Origin of the sequence: Solibacillus palustris (assembly GCF_022549215.1) — a bacterium.
In the GTDB taxonomy this organism is placed as follows: domain Bacteria; phylum Bacillota; class Bacilli; order Bacillales_A; family Planococcaceae; genus Solibacillus; species Solibacillus daqui.
In genome coordinates, this window is the sequence record NZ_JAKZFC010000003.1 from 183,855 (window position 1) to 199,344 (window position 15,490).

Genomic DNA, 15,490 nt, shown 5'->3' on the forward strand with positions numbered 1-15,490 from the left:
AGGTTAGCGAGCGCAAATCGTTTGTGCTTCTAACTTTTTTTGTGTAACAATTAATCTTCTTTTAAAACGAACTGATAATATAATCTTCTTAACTCAGATGTTTTGTAAAGCCCTAAATGCGTTCTAAATTGTGGATGTTTCTTCATACCGTTCTTTCGTAATTCCTTCACATACCAGCCCTTCGAATACGTGTACATTCCTCAGTCCCCTTCTCACCATTATAAAACCGTTCTACCGTACCCATCATATGCGGGAAAATGAATTCAATTACGCGTAATTAGTGAATTTTTTTGAGGTATTTATTTTAGGGATACAATTGAGTATTTTACGCAAAAAGAACCACTTCGATTTATACGAAGCGGTATTATTATCAGTTTAGAATATGATAGATTTTCGCATTATAAATAGCAAAATAATTCCGTTTATGTCCAAGAGATCCTCGATTAATTCGACCACTCCAGATTTTGTAACTCAAAAGATGTGAGTCATTGTTAGCAAAATGGCGATTTTGCTCTTGGCTTTTTAGCTATTGTACTTATAGAGGTTTTTGACATTTGACCACAATAAATTTAAATGGTGGTTTATCTTCCATATTTTTATGAGGTTCTACAATTTCAGATCCCTGATACATTGATTCCGTTGTCAATAAAAACCTTTGCATTTCGACCATAGCCAATACCAGGAATCAATATTTCCTTCACTTTCTTCTCAAGGAAAAAGTCCTTTGACAGGATGGCAGAGTCTGAAGGTTCAAATCCCCACATCATTTGATTTTCTATGAAACTAGCTTCCCAAAATTCAGTCATATATCAATCTCCTTTGAAATTAGTTGTTATTTTAATGCGATAAAAAATGTTTATTATTATGCCATTTTCACTCATTTCTACATTATTTTATTTAGTTCCAGGACCTTATTTTTAGCATGAATTATAAAATATAACAAAATAAAACTCCAATACCTCAAACACAATTGTTGTGCAAGAAGTATTGGAGTAGAATATTTCTATTATAGTGGTAATTTACCCGCTACATAGCCACCATCAACTGGTAAGATAACCCCGTTAACTTGTTTAGCTAAATCAGAGCATAAGAATAATACGGCATTCCCTTGATCTTCAGCTTTAGTCATTTCACCTGAAGGCATTGCTTTTAACACTGCGTTATATTGTTCTGGTGCAGTCTCTGCCCAACGTTCGATAGCTGGTGTAAGAGTAGAACCTGGTGCAATTGCATTTACACGGATTTTATCTTTTCCGTATTCTAATGCAGCAGCTTTCGTTAAGCCAACTACGGCGTGCTTAGATGCTACATAAGCAGCCATGTTCACAACGCCTTCCATACCAGCACCAGAAGCTGTGTTAACGATCGAACCACCACCGTTTTTCAGCATGGCATTTACTTGGTGTTTAATAGAATAGAACGTACCATATAAATTAATTTGAATCGTTTTATCCCATGCTGCAGAATCAGCATCACCAATTTTTGTTTGTTGTAAGTTTACACCAGCATTATTATGAGCAAAATCTAATTTGCCGAATTTATTTACTGTTTCGTCAACTAGTGCTTTTACTTCTTCTTCTTTACTAGCATCACATTTGAAGAAATGTGCTTCGCCACCGATTTCTTGAATCAATTTAACTGTTTCAAGACCACCTTCTACATTTACGTCTGAAACCATTACTTTTGCGCCTGCTTTTGCTAAAGCTAGTGCACTAGCTCTTCCAATACCTGATCCCGCAGCTGTTACTAATCCAGCTTTACCTTCCATTAACATCATAAATGTCAACTCCTCGTGATTTTGATTAATTGTAATGATCCTTGTTGTTATTACAATTACTAGTTATTTAATTTTTGTAAACCATGATTAAAATATGATTACTTTAAATGGTTTAGCGTTAAACTATATTGATAATATACAACAAGAAAGAATAAATGGTCAAAGAAAACATCTATTTTTTTAACTCAAAAAATTGAATAATGATGTTAATTCCCTTCTTATAGAGGCAAGTCATATTATCCCCCTATGTAAATGCACTAATGCTCGCGAATTAAATCTGATAGCAAATAGAGAAACGAATACGTTGACCAATCGTAGTGCTGTAAAACGTAACCTATTAAAATTTAATATTATGTATCCCCAAACTTATGGTGACGAACCAATTTTCAAACCATTTTAATGATTTATCCTATTCAAAATTCTAGATAATAATTTTAACGAATCATTTTTAGCGTTCAAAAGCTCATCTGCCAAAATTGATATACAACTTAAATATAAATAAGTGACAAACTGTTGCTAAAGTCCCTTTTTGGCACTTAATAATAAATATGTAGTATATCAAAAACGACAACGCGGGAATTTGCACTATTTTTCCATTCAGTTTAAAAGTTCCGATGAGAAATGAAAATAGAAAATTGATTGTAACAGCAAGAGAAGATTTTTCTTGGTATAGTAATGTTGTCGATGTTTGGTATGAGAAACTGTAAGGAACAAGAAATTGTATCCTTACGCGGTTAGTAGCTGATTAGAGGGACGTATAAGGGTGAGAGATTACGCAAAAGGATATTGTTGTAAACTAAAAACCCAAAATTGCAAAGAACCCTTGACCATTCCTAGTGGAAAAGCCAAGGATTGAAAAAATTGAAAGATCATTGCTAAGCTATTTTTTCATTTTAGTTGTACCGCCGTATATGGTCTATACGTATAGTTGTGTGTGTTCTGAATCATCTACTCAATTACTTTGCTTTAAATAGACTTAGCGCTCTGTTAAGTTCACCAAATAATATTTATAAGATAGTAGAGGTTTGACGTTCCTCTAAAGACGATAATGTTGCTTATCGGATTCCAGTTTGAAACATAGTCAAAATTGCCGCAGCATCGTGCAACTCAATGAAGTTAGATAAATCCAAATTACGTAATAGGTTAAATACGTCATCTTCCGTTGCACCGACTTTGATTGGTTCGTCAATATGGATATTGATATTGCGCCACAACATTTCCTTTAACCAACCGTTATTAAAACACTTACCTAGAAACGCGCAGAAACACTTCAATCGGACTCGCTTCGTTGTGTCCTTATCGGTCATCAGCGACAACCAATCGTAAATAGCGTCAGCATCAATCGCAAGTAAATATTCTATCTCCGTTTTCAGTAGTCCGTTCCCGTAGTCCGCTTGCTCGCATTTGACGGATATTTATTTCAAGCGCTTTTTCGATAGTTAGCGCAGATTTAGAATCAATCTTAATAACGGTAGAATTAACTCCTTCGTTGAATATTCCGTCTAAATCCGCTTTCACTGTTAAACCGCTTCTTCTTTTTGTCAACGCAAAAAAACCTCCCAACGTTAGTTAGAAGGCGTTTCAATTTCGGCAGTTATACTGCTTCATTGACCGCTATAAAACTACGCTAGAAGGTTGATTTGACTCGGTTTATACCGCAATATGTACGTCCCCAGTAGGATTCGAACCTACGACCGCACGCTTAGAAGGCGTGTGCTCTATCCAGCTGAGCTATAGAGACAACTGCTTTAATAACATAACTGGTATTAAAGACAATTTTTATTATAAGTTACAAACAAAAGAAAGTCAACAATCTTTTTTATAAACTATTATGGAAATGAAATAATAGTTCAAAAACTAACTTACTTCATACTATGCAAAAAGCCTCGAATTTATAACGAGGCCCCTCCATTTATTCATTAACGTTCAATAAACATTTGGTCAAATAAATTATTTTTGTCATCATAACAATCTAACAAATAATGCGTCGGCGATATGGTTACTGTGACAAATGATTTTTCTTTAATTTGGCGAGGCTTCTTTAAGCTACCCGGATTAATGAAAAAGATACCATCAATATATTCCGCGCCTAAAATATGTGAATGCCCAAAGCACACAATATTCGCACCAAGCTCCTTAGCACGATAGACAAGCTTCATCGGTGAAGATTTCACATCATATAAATGGCCATGTGTGACATACACACGCTCACCATTTACATGAATCAAAACTTCATCTAAGTAATTTTGATCATAATCGCAGTTGCCCTTCACCCGTTCCATGTTTTGCATCGCTGAATGGGAGTACGGTAATTCACTATCGCCACAATGAATCATCTTGTATGCATCTGGATGATAGCTTTTTACACGTTCAATGATTTCCTCATCACCATGGGTATCACTCATAATTAATAGTTTCAATCCAACCCACATCCTTTTCCAGTGGTATACGAATCAGTTTGCCATCAGCTTAAGAAAATCAATTATTACTTCACAATTGTCTTTTCACCATTTACTTCAGTAATTCCGCTAATTGTAATGCCAATTTACGAATTGCGTTACCGCGGTGTGAAATGGCACCTTTCTCTTCACCAGAAAGCTCAGCCATATGCTTTTCTAAAGCTGGTACGTAGAAAATTGGATCATAACCAAAGCCGTTTGTTCCTTTTTTCTCATGGGCGATGATACCTTCACATGTGCCAAATACCGTTTTCGTTTCCATATTTGGACCTGCGATTGCTAATGCACAGCAAAAGCGTGCTGTACGTTCTTCTTCTTGAACGTTCTTCATATTGGCTAATACTTTTACCATATTAGCCTCGTCGTCATGATCGCCTGCATAGCGTGCTGAATATACGCCTGGCTCCCCATTTAATGCGTCGATTGCTAAACCGCTATCGTCAGCGATTACGATTTTGCCAAGTAAATTAGCTAACGTTTCTGCTTTTAATATTGCATTTTCTTCAAATGTCGTCCCAGTTTCTTCGATTTCTAAATCTGGGGCTACTTCGAACATTGTAACTACTTCATAGCCGAATGGATTAAATAAGGCTTCAAAGTCTTTTGCTTTGCCTTTGTTTTTTGTGGCGATTACTACTTGCTTCATTATGCTTCCACCTTCCCAATTAGTACTGCTAATTCACCTAGCGCGTCTTTTTGAATATTAATTAACTGGGCAATACCCGCTTCACCTAAATCTAATAGCTCGTTTAATTCCGTTCTTGAGAAAGTCGCTTCTTCGCCTGTTCCTTGTAATTCAACAAATTGACCTGCACCCGTCATAATTACGTTCATATCAACCTCTGCTGTTGAATCTTCATTGTAATTTAAGTCTAATACTGCTCCAATGTTAGCTAATTTCCCAACACTTGTTGCAGCTAGATAATCAGTTACTGGAAACTTGGCAAATGGTTTTTCAGTGCCCATTTTCGCAATCGCTTGAGTCATTGCTACAAACGCTCCTGTAATTGACGCTGTACGCGTGCCTCCGTCTGCCTGAATAACATCGCAGTCAATCCATACTGTTTTTTCACCTAACGCCTCTAAATCAACAACTGCACGTAATGCACGTCCGATTAAGCGTTGGATTTCCATTGTACGACCTGTTACCTTACCTGCTGAAGATTCTCGGCGTGTACGTTGCTCCGTTGCGCGTGGTAGCATTGAATATTCTGCAGTAATCCAGCCTTTACCTTGTCCACGTAAAAAACCTGGTACTTTATCTTCAATAGTTGCAGTGCAAATTACTTTTGTATTCCCAACGGTAATTAATACCGAGCCTTCTGGGTGCATTAAATAGTTATTTTCAATTTGAACTGGACGTAATTCCGTCACAGCTCGTAAGTCATGTCTTGTCATGATGGACCTCCTCAATTTGTTCGCGCACTTATCTTAACATACTTTACTAGCAGCCTAAAGCGAAAATGCAATGCTAATATAGAAAAAACCCAAATTAGAGAACACCCTAACCTGAGTTTGATCATTATTTTTCAAATGAGATTTTACGAATATCTAGAGTCCCCCGCTCTAACCAGCGCTCCGCAATAGAACGAAAAATTGGCACTGATCCAGAGGCATAAAGGACATGTTGTGGCGGCTCACTGTCCAAACGCAGTTGATCTTTATAGCTTAGTATCGCCTCAACATCTTTTGCCGTTTCTTCAGCACTAGATAAAACATGCACATCCTTACCTACTGCTGCCTCAATTTGCTTTTGTAAAATAGGATAATGCGTACAACCTAAAATCACCGTATCAAAACGTTCATTTTCAATCGGTTTTAACCCTTTTGAAACGAGATCATACGAGAATTGTCCCTCATATTCACCACTTTCTACAAGAGGCACAAATGTTGGACAAGCTAGCGGAATAACCGTAGCCTTAGTCGAAAGCGATTTAACAGCTTCCTCATACGCTCCACTTTTTACCGTACCTTCTGTAGCTAACACAACGATTTCATTACGCTTTGTTTGCTTAATTGCTGCTCGTGCCCCAGCATTAATAACACCTAAAACAGGGAAAGGCATATGCTTTTGTAAGCTTTCTAATGCCACCGCTGTCGCTGTATTGCATGCAATAACGAGCATTTTAATATTCATTTTTTCTAGCGCCTTTGCCATTTGCCATGTAAAGTTACGCACTTCTTGTTTCGAGCGTGGCCCATACGGACAACGCGCAGTATCACCGATATAATATATTGTTTCATTCGGTAATAGTTCCATTATTGCTTTTGCGACAGTTAACCCGCCGACTCCTGAATCGATTACACCAATTGGGGCATTCACTAGTACCGCCTCTATCCTATTTCATTAATAAATGTAGCTTTTGCAAATATTTTAATAATTGCTCGAACTCTACTGTGTCAAATTCATCGGTAATATCGCGTAAATAATCTTGACGCTTTACAATTACTTCTTGAATAATGCGTTCACCCTCCGGTAATAGGTGGATGCGCACCACACGACGATCATTTTCGTCACGAACTCTCTGAACAAGTTCGTTTTTCTCCATTCGGTCGACTAAATCGGTTGTTGTCGAAAATGCTAAATACATTTTAGTCGATAAATCACCAATTGTCATATCACCTGACTCTTGCAACCATTGCAATGCAACAAATTGCGGAGGTGTAATAATATAATTGCTTAATATTTCACGGCCTTTTTGCTTTATTAAGTGAGAAATATATCGTAATTCTTTTTCTAAGATTGCTACAGATTCAGAGCTATGTGTGCTTTGATCTTTCATCGATTTCATTCACTCCCCGAACGTTTCATAATTCTATTTTGATGTTTTTTTCGTAAAATAGCAAGTATCCATTCAGTTTATAGACAATTCTTGCAATCGCAATAACTCAATTAGTGCCTGTGTTCGACTGGAAACACCTAATTTTTGAATTGTATTGGAAATATGATTACGTACTGTTTTTTCACTAATACCTAGCTTAGCCGCAATTTCTCGTGTCGAATAGTCTTCAATTAATAACTCAAAAATTTCTCGTTCTCTTTTTGTTAACAGCGAACGATGCTGCGGACGAGTCATTTATGCAACACCCTCCTATCCTCTTCTTTGTACATTATGTCACGTGCGAATTAGAGGTGAGGGCATTTAACTATTTCCCAAGCAATAATTTTTTTTGTTCTTCTAAAAACGGGACACCTTTACCTGTCTCATAGTTCAATTGAACCAATGTTCCGCGCGCTGTGTAGCAGACATCCCCTTTTTCGTTTTTAACTAAGTAATGTAAATCCATTGAAGTATTGCCGATTGATGCAGTTTTCACATAAATCGTTAATGTTTCGTCATAAAATACTTGTTTTAAATAATCACACTGAATATCGGCAACAACTAACATATTTTGATTAATTGCTTCATTTGAAAGGTCGAATCCAAGTGCTTTATAATATTCCATGCGAGCATATTCTAAGTAGGCAAATACCTTCGTATTGTTAACATGTCCATACATGTCAGTTTCTGAAAAACGCACCTTTACGGTTGTCGAAAATGTAAATTCTGCTGCCCATTCTTGTGGCTCTTGAATATAAGTTGCTCTCATATTATTTCCCCCTTTTAAGTAAAAAAACATCATCCCCCGATAATGAATCTCTATTCATTATAACATAATTTGTCATTTCCTACAGATATGATCATTATGGTTTTACTTAATTATTGTTGGACTATTGTATTAATGTAAATACAATTAAGATTTTATTACACTAATATCAAATTCCCTAAAAAAAGACCTCCACAAATGTGGAGGTCTTTTGAGTTAGTATGATTAGTCAACCATGTGGTCAGAACCGAAGAAGTTCTTGAACATTTGAACAGTTGTTGCACGGTTAAGCGCAGCAATTGAAGTTGTTAACGGAATACCTTTTGGACAAGCAGCTACACAGTTTTGAGAGTTACCGCAGTTAGCAAGACCGCCGTCTCCCATAATTGCTTCTAAACGCTCGTCTTTATTCATTGCACCAGTTGGATGAGTGTTGAATAAGCGTACTTGTGATAATGGAGCTGGACCAATGAATGAAGCTTTTTCAGACACGTTTGGACATGCTTCCATACATACACCACAAGTCATACATTTAGATAATTCGTAAGCCCATTGACGTTTGCGCTCTGGCATACGAGGACCTTCACCTAAATCATAAGTACCATCGATTGGAACCCATGCTTTAACTTTCTTAAGTGCGTTGAACATACGTTCACGGTCAACTTGTAAGTCACGGATGACTGGGAAAGTTTTCATTGGTTCTAAGCGAATTGGTTGAGTTAATTTGTCTACTAAAGCAGAACAAGATTGTTGTGGACGTCCGTTGATAACCATTGAACATGCACCACAAACTTCTTCTAGACAGTTCATATCCCAAGCTACTGGAGTCGTTTTTTGACCATCAGCAGTTACTGGGTATTTTTGGATATGCATTAAAGCAGAAATTACGTTCATACCTGGGCGGTAAGGAACATCAAACTTCTCAACGCGTGTAGCACCATTCTCAGAATCTTGACGAACGATTTCTAACTTAACTGTTCTACCAGTATTTACTGTTTCCATTTTCTAGTTCCCCCTTTTACGCAGAGTAGTCGCGTTTACGTGGTGGAATTAACGAAACGTCTACTTCTGCATAAGTAATAATTGGCTCGCCCGTAGCTGGATCGAACTTCGCCATAGTTGTTTTTAAGAATCTTTCATCATCACGTTCAGGGAAATCTGGTTTGTAGTGCGCTCCACGAGATTCGTCACGTAATAATGCACCCTTCGTCATAACTTTTGCAAGGTATAACATGTTCTTTAACTGACGAGTGAAGTGAGCACCTTGGTTAGACCATTTTTGTGTGTCATTGATGTTGATGTTTTCCCAACGCTCTTGTAATTCAGTTAATTTTTTGTACGTTTCTTCTAATTTAGAGTTAACACGTACTACTGTCATGTTATCAGTCATCCACTCACCAAGCTCTTTGTGAAGTAAGTAAGCGTTTTCTGTACCGTCCATTTTAAGGATAGCTTCCCATTTCTCTTGCTCTTCTTTTTCACGACGTGTGTAGATTTCTTCTGATAAATCTTCCGCGTGGTTTTTAAGACCTTTGATGTACTTAACAGCATTTGGACCAGCAACCATACCACCGTAAATCGCAGATAATAATGAGTTAGCACCTAATCGGTTTGCACCGTGTTGTGAGAAGTCACATTCACCAGCAGCGAATAAACCTGGGATTTCAGTCATTTGGTCGTAATCTACCCATAAACCACCCATTGAGTAGTGAACTGCTGGGAAGATTTTCATTGGTAATTTACGTGGGTCATCACCTACGAATTTTTCGTAGATTTCGATAATACCACCTAACTTAATATCTAATTCATGTGGATCTTTATGAGATAGGTCAAGGTATACCATGTTCTCACCGTTGATACCTAATTTTTGGTTTACACATACGTCGAAGATTTCACGAGTTGCAATATCACGAGGTACTAAGTTACCGTAAGCTGGGTATTTCTCTTCTAAGAAGTACCAAGGTTTACCGTCTTTGTAAGTCCAAATACGACCACCTTCACCACGAGCAGATTCTGACATTAGACGGTTTTTGTCGTCTCCAGGAATTGCTGTTGGGTGAATTTGAATCATTTCACCGTTTGAATAAGAAGCACCTTGTTGATAAACAATTGATGCTGCTGAACCAGTGTTGATTACTGAGTTTGTTGTTTTACCGAAGATAATACCAGGGCCACCTGTTGCCATGATTACAGCATCAGAACGGAATGATTTAATTTCTTCAGTACGTAAATCTTGTGCTACGATACCGCGGCAAACGCCTTCGTCATCCATAACGGCACCAAGGAATTCCCAGTGCTCATATTTTGTAACTAAACCAGCTACTTCGTGAGAACGAACTTGCTCGTCTAGTGCGTATAGTAATTGTTGACCAGTTGTTGCACCAGAGAATGCTGTACGGTGCATTAACGTACCGCCGAAACGACGGAAGTCAATTAAACCTTCTGGCGTACGGTTGAACATTACACCCATACGGTCCATTAAGTGGATAATTCCAGGGGCTGCATCACACATACCCTTAACTGGTGGTTGGTTCGCTAAGAAGTCGCCACCGTATACTGTATCGTCAAAGTGGATCCATGGAGAATCCCCTTCACCTTTTGTATTAACTGCTCCGTTAATTCCGCCTTGCGCACAAACAGAGTGCGAACGTTTAACTGGAACTAACGAGAATAACTCAACTGCAGTACCAACTTCAGCTGCTTTAATCGTAGCCATTAAGCCGGCAAGACCGCCACCAACGACGATAACTTTACTCTTTGCCATGATTATTTCTCACTCCTCATTAATTGCTAATTACTTTTACTCACATTTTCATCCGATACTTAGTTCTTAACTATGTATTAGCGTTCAAGTTAAGAAATTATGCGAATGAAACAATTGCTGCAACACCCATAATGCTTAAAATCACAAATACTAATAAAGAAACATAAGTGAAGATTTGTTGAGATTTTTTAGATTGTGTAATACCCCAGCTCACGCAGAATGACCATAAGCCGTTCGCTAAGTGGAATGTTGCTGATACGATACCAACGATGTAGAATGCTAACATTAATGGATTGTCAACGATTTCAGCGATCATGTCCCATTCAACTTCAGTACCTAATGCTTTTTGTATACGAGTTTGGAAAATATGCCAAGCAATGAAGATTACTAGGAAAATCCCTGTGAAACGTTGTAAAGCGAACATCCAGTTACGGAATGTGCTAAAACGCTTCGTGTTGTGTGTAGCAGTGAATGCAATATACACTCCGTAGAATGCGTGGAACATAAGTGGGATATAAATAATAACCCATTCCATTACTAACAATAACCAATGCGGAACTAAATCCATCTTGTGAATTGAGTCATTGTAAGTACTTTCACCGCCAATTGCAGTGAAGTTCAAACTTAAGTGGAACACCAAGAATAACCCGACAGGAATTACACCTAGTAACGAGTGTAAGCGGCGCCATAAAAATTCACGATCTTTCGACAAAACTGTTACCCCCCTTAGTACTTGAAATACACATAAACATCGTCACGAAATTGTTGACTCTGTTTGTTGACTGCATATTTCATCATGGTACAATATTATGACATGTCCATTGTACTCTCAACAGATACTAGCGTCAAGGCAACCAGTGATATTTTATAATCATTTTAAAGACGACTTTAAGCTGTTTTGAGTCGGATTTTTTCTACTTATATTCACATTTCTTATCAAGAATTAAAATTATAAGAAAAATTATGAAAGAGGTATTTTACTATGGGAGAGCTAAAAATGAAAACGATTCCATCTTTTGGGTATGAAATCATTCGAGATCATCTGCTTCATTCAATTTTAGGAAAGCACGAAGAGGATGTATTATATTGGGCGGGAAAAGAACTAGCACGAAAATTTCCACTATTTTCATCAGAGGAACTACCATCATTCTTTACAGAAGCAGGCTGGGGCGTAATTACATTAGAAAAAGAATCAAAAGATGAAGCCCACTACGTATTGACGACAACTGAAGAACATTCGTTAAATATTGAACAACGTTGTTTCCGTTTAGAAGCCGGGTTTTTAGCCGAGCAAACACAAAAACAATTAGGCTGTTTAACAGAATGCTATGTAGAAAAAATCGAAAAGAAAAACTACGTTAGATTTACTTTAAAGTGGGATTTAAAGGAGTTAGTTTAACAAAAAATACCGTTCATGGACCTAGTCAATCCATGAACGGTATTTTGATTATGAAGCTGAAATCTCTAATATTGCTAGATTGAATTCATCATGCAATGCATTAGCCGCGCGTACCATTTCGTCCTGCGGCACAACAACCGACACTTTAATTTCTGATGTACTTACCATCTTCACAGGAATATGCTCTTTACCTAATCTAGCAAACATACGCGCTGCGACACCAGGATTCGATACCATCCCTGAACCTACAATTGAAACTTTCGCTAAGCCAACCTCAAAATCTGCAAAGCTAAAGCCTAATGATAATTTACTTACCTCTAGTACACGCAAGCTTTCCGCAAATTCTTCTTTGGCAATTGTAAAGGAAATGGTTGGCTTTATACCATCAATCACTGCCTGCACAATAATATCCACATTGATTTCATGTTCGGCTAACGCATGAAACACCTCAGCTAGTGATGCTGTTTCATAAGAATCATAGCCAATTGTTAAACGAATTATATCCGATTCATATGCAACACCGCGCACGATTAAATTTTTTTCCATTTCTACATCCCCTTTAATTAACGTCCCATCCACATCACGCTCATTTGAACGAATGACGAGCGGTATTTCATATTTCTTAGCTAGCTCTACCGCACGTGGATGTAAGATATGTGCTCCTAAATTTGCAAATTCGAGCATTTCATCATATGAAATTTCAGGTAACATTCGGGCATGTTCAACGATTTGGGGATCAGCAGTAAAAATGCCGTCTACATTGGAATAAATATCTACGCGCTCTGCTTCTAGCGCTACTGCAAGTGCAACAGCTGATGTTTCAGATCCACCTTTTCCCAATGTTGTAATATCATGCACCTCCGTTATTCCTTGAAAACCAGACACAACAACAATTTCACCTTGTGCTAAATGCGATTTAATTCTTTTCACATCAACGTCTTCTACACGAGCATTTCGATGCGTATCATTCGTTTTAATACCTGCCTGCCACCCAGTCAATGACACAGCTTTTCCACCTAATTCTTGAATTGCCATAGTTAAAAGTGCACTAGTCATCTGCGCCCCTGTCGCGATTAGTACATCCATTTCACGCTTTGATGGCTCATCCGTAATATCATGTGCAAATTGTCGCAACTCTCGCCGAATCGAGGCCATGGAAGAAACCACAACAACTAAGTTTATGCCGCTTGCTTGCTCCTTTATTACTTTTTTCGCTACATTCCTAATTTTTTCAGCCGTCGCAATTGCCGGGCCACCAAATTTTGCAATAATAGTTTGCATTCATTTGCGCTCCTTTTTCTAGTACTAGTAAATTCTTTACTTCTATCCCAATGGAAAATCGCAAAAAAGCGACCTTCCACGTTCATGGAAAGTCGCCGTCAAGACAAATAAAAATTAAAGTATCTTTTAGGATAGCCCTCCAGAACAAAATGTTCTGACAATCTTACATCTCTTAAATGCAAAACCAGCAAAATACGTGAACAATACGCACTTCACTTCGGCAGATTTCCCTTTCGATTGCTTTCTTAGGAATTGTTCTTCCTCAAGCAATGTACTATTGAATACTGCACCTCTATCATTAGAAAATATAGAATTGTTTGTATTTTACCATAACACTAGTCCGTTTTCAATGTTGCATCATGAAAATGTCTGTAAATGGAATCTGCTAGCTTTGGTGGCATACCGGCCTCTTGTAATTGTAATTCACTCGCCTCACGTATTTTTTTTACAGAACCAAAATGTTTCATCAATTGTTGTTTGCGTCTTGGCCCTACACCATCAATGTCATCAAGTACAGACTGAATCACATTTGTTTGGCGCTGTTGACGTAAAAACGTAATCGCAAATCGGTGTACCTCGTCTTGAATACGCTGCAATAAATAAAACCCATCACTTGTACGTTTTAGTGGCACCACTTCAGGTGGACTACCGAATAATAGCTGGGACGTATTGTGCTTATCATCTTTCGCAAGACCCGCAATTGGAATCACGAGACCCAGCTCATCTTCAATCACTTCACGTGCCACTTCGATTTGCCCTTTACCACCATCGATAACGATTAAATCCGGTAACGGTAAATTTTCACGTAGTACGCGCGTATAACGGCGGCGCACTACCTCTGCCATCGCACCATAATCATCATGCTTTGCTGCTTCACGTGTTTTATATTTGCGGTATTCCTTTTTAGCGGGCTTACCATCTATAAAAACAACCATAGCTGACACTGGATCAGTTCCGTGCATGTGGCTATTATCAAACGCTTCAATTCGCAACGGAATCGAAATATTCATCGCTTCCGCTAATGCTTCACATGCACCAACTGTTCTTTCTTCCTGACGTTCAATTAGTTGGAATTTTTCTTGAATGGCAATGCCTGCATTTTTCATAGCCAAATCGACGAGCTCTTTTTTTGAACCTCGTTTTGGAATTATAACTTTTGTATTTAAAAGCTTTTGCAATATTTTTCCATCAATTGAACTTGGCACAAAAATTTCTTTTGGCAAAATATGATTCGACGGTTCATAAAAACGACCTACAAAGGTTAAAAACTCCTCTTCAGGCTCATTGTAAATTGGGAAAACAGATACATCACGCTCAATTAGTTTCCCTTGGCGCACAAAAAATACTTGTACACACATCCACCCTTTTTCAACTGCGTAACCAAATACATCACGATTTGTTAAGTCATCAGACACCATTTTTTGCTTTTGCATAATGCTATCAATATGTGTAATTAAATCACGGAATTCCTTTGCACGTTCAAACTCTAAATTTTCCGCTGCTTCGAACATTTTTTGCTGAAGGTCCTCTTTAATTTCATCGACCCCTCCATTTAAAAACTTCGAAATTGCTTCAATCATTTCGTCATAAACTTGTTTTTCAATGTCCTTTACACAAGGTGCCAAGCATTGTCCTAGATGGTAATACAGGCATACCTGATTTGGCATATGTGTACATTTTCGAAGTGGGTACAGTCGGTCTAACAGCTTTTTCGTTTCATTTGCTGCATAAGCATTCGGATAAGGACCAAAATATTTTGCTTTATCCTTTTTAATTTTACGCGTTGTAATAAGACGTGGATGACGTTCAGTTGTTATTTTAATGTACGGATAGGTCTTATCATCAGTTAGTTTTATATTATATTTTGGATCATGTAGCTTGATTAAATTTAGCTCTAAAATAAGCGCCTCTATGTTACTAGAAGTGACAATATATTCAAAGTCTTCAATTTCACTTACTAAGCGTGCTGTTTTCCCATCATGACTGCCTGTAAAATACGAGCGAACACGGTTTTTTAATATTTTTGCCTTTCCAACATAAATTATCGTGCCTTGGCGGTCCTTCATAATATAGCAACCCGGGTCAGCTGGTAATATTTCTAGTTTCGCTTTAATCATTGCATTCATATTTCTCACCTATAAACTGTGTCGTTATCTTAATTTTAACCGATTCTAATACAAGAAAAAAGCCGTACACCTTCATAGGCATACGGCTTAGTTACT

17 protein-coding genes, 1 tRNA gene, 1 pseudogene and 1 riboswitch are annotated in these 15,490 nt (G+C 37.8%); of the genes and pseudogenes, 1 reads left to right on the forward strand and 18 read right to left on the reverse strand.

The features are described 5' to 3' along the window. Positions 1-50: 50 nt before the first annotated feature. The 16 genes and pseudogenes from LZ480_RS10320 to LZ480_RS10395 form a co-directional block, all read right to left on the reverse strand. Positions 51-197: a DUF2639 domain-containing protein gene (locus LZ480_RS10320; RefSeq protein ID WP_241369348.1), complete on the reverse strand. Its 147-nt coding sequence runs from the start codon at positions 195-197 to the stop codon at positions 51-53. Positions 198-617: 420 nt separating this feature from the next. Next, a pseudogene (locus LZ480_RS10325) lies at positions 618-806 on the reverse strand (SAM-dependent methyltransferase); the annotation flags it as partial. 200 nt (positions 807-1,006) lie between these two features. Further along, complete coding sequence (locus tag LZ480_RS10330; RefSeq protein ID WP_241369349.1) at positions 1,007-1,777, reverse strand: glucose 1-dehydrogenase; 771 nt, start codon at positions 1,775-1,777, stop codon at positions 1,007-1,009. Between the two features lie 1,055 nt (positions 1,778-2,832). Beyond that, a complete protein-coding gene (locus tag LZ480_RS10335; protein WP_241369350.1) occupies positions 2,833-2,994 on the reverse strand; it encodes a hypothetical protein in 162 nt (53 codons plus the stop codon). A gap of 121 nt (positions 2,995-3,115) precedes the next feature. After that, positions 3,116-3,322 (reverse strand): hypothetical protein, encoded by a 207-nt coding sequence (locus LZ480_RS10340; RefSeq protein WP_241369351.1) that lies wholly within the window; start codon positions 3,320-3,322, stop codon positions 3,116-3,118. A 122-nt stretch (positions 3,323-3,444) separates the two neighbouring features. Next, positions 3,445-3,518, reverse strand: a tRNA-Arg gene (locus LZ480_RS10345). 178 nt (positions 3,519-3,696) lie between these two features. Beyond that, the gene (locus LZ480_RS10350; protein ID WP_241369352.1) at positions 3,697-4,197 is read right to left on the reverse strand and encodes a YfcE family phosphodiesterase; all 501 of its coding nucleotides are present in this window, start codon (positions 4,195-4,197) and stop codon (positions 3,697-3,699) included. 91 nt (positions 4,198-4,288) lie between these two features. Further along, complete coding sequence (locus LZ480_RS10355; protein ID WP_241369353.1) at positions 4,289-4,882, reverse strand: XTP/dITP diphosphatase; 594 nt, start codon at positions 4,880-4,882, stop codon at positions 4,289-4,291. Next, the gene (gene rph / locus LZ480_RS10360; RefSeq protein WP_241369354.1) at positions 4,882-5,634 is read right to left on the reverse strand and encodes a ribonuclease PH; all 753 of its coding nucleotides are present in this window, start codon (positions 5,632-5,634) and stop codon (positions 4,882-4,884) included. The genes LZ480_RS10355 and rph overlap by 1 nt, the downstream gene beginning before the upstream one ends. Positions 5,635-5,758: 124 nt before the next feature. Then, positions 5,759-6,559 (reverse strand): glutamate racemase, encoded by an 801-nt coding sequence (gene racE / locus LZ480_RS10365; RefSeq protein WP_241369355.1) that lies wholly within the window; start codon positions 6,557-6,559, stop codon positions 5,759-5,761. A gap of 16 nt (positions 6,560-6,575) precedes the next feature. Continuing rightward, positions 6,576-7,019: a MarR family winged helix-turn-helix transcriptional regulator gene (locus LZ480_RS10370; protein ID WP_241369356.1), complete on the reverse strand. Its 444-nt coding sequence runs from the start codon at positions 7,017-7,019 to the stop codon at positions 6,576-6,578. Positions 7,020-7,091: 72 nt separating this feature from the next. Then, complete coding sequence (locus LZ480_RS10375; protein WP_241369357.1) at positions 7,092-7,313, reverse strand: helix-turn-helix domain-containing protein; 222 nt, start codon at positions 7,311-7,313, stop codon at positions 7,092-7,094. A 70-nt stretch (positions 7,314-7,383) separates the two neighbouring features. Beyond that, positions 7,384-7,827 (reverse strand): acyl-CoA thioesterase, encoded by a 444-nt coding sequence (locus LZ480_RS10380; protein WP_241369358.1) that lies wholly within the window; start codon positions 7,825-7,827, stop codon positions 7,384-7,386. Between the two features lie 222 nt (positions 7,828-8,049). Further along, positions 8,050-8,826 (reverse strand): succinate dehydrogenase iron-sulfur subunit, encoded by a 777-nt coding sequence (gene sdhB / locus LZ480_RS10385; protein ID WP_241369359.1) that lies wholly within the window; start codon positions 8,824-8,826, stop codon positions 8,050-8,052. Positions 8,827-8,842: 16 nt separating this feature from the next. Continuing rightward, positions 8,843-10,588 (reverse strand): succinate dehydrogenase flavoprotein subunit, encoded by a 1,746-nt coding sequence (gene sdhA / locus LZ480_RS10390; protein WP_241369360.1) that lies wholly within the window; start codon positions 10,586-10,588, stop codon positions 8,843-8,845. A 97-nt stretch (positions 10,589-10,685) separates the two neighbouring features. Next, entirely contained in the window at positions 10,686-11,300 is a 615-nt protein-coding gene (locus tag LZ480_RS10395) for a succinate dehydrogenase cytochrome b558 subunit (RefSeq protein ID WP_241369361.1), read from the reverse strand. A 270-nt stretch (positions 11,301-11,570) separates the two neighbouring features. Between LZ480_RS10395 and LZ480_RS10400 the strand changes: the two genes are divergently transcribed. Further along, a complete protein-coding gene (locus LZ480_RS10400) occupies positions 11,571-11,987 on the forward strand; it encodes a YslB family protein (RefSeq protein WP_241369362.1) in 417 nt (138 codons plus the stop codon). A gap of 48 nt (positions 11,988-12,035) precedes the next feature. On the opposite strand, the gene LZ480_RS10405 is transcribed toward LZ480_RS10400, so the two are convergent. Together LZ480_RS10405 and uvrC are read right to left on the reverse strand one after the other, a co-directional pair. After that, positions 12,036-13,268 carry an aspartate kinase gene (locus tag LZ480_RS10405; protein ID WP_241369363.1) on the reverse strand — a complete coding sequence of 411 codons (1,233 nt, stop codon included), beginning with the start codon at positions 13,266-13,268 and terminating at the stop codon, positions 12,036-12,038. Positions 13,269-13,392: 124 nt separating this feature from the next. Further along, positions 13,393-13,571, reverse strand: a riboswitch (Lysine riboswitch). 32 nt (positions 13,572-13,603) lie between these two features. Beyond that, positions 13,604-15,394, reverse strand: a complete 1,791-nt coding sequence (gene uvrC / locus LZ480_RS10410) for an excinuclease ABC subunit UvrC (RefSeq protein ID WP_241369364.1) — start codon at positions 15,392-15,394, stop codon at positions 13,604-13,606. Positions 15,395-15,490: the final 96 nt, after the last annotated feature.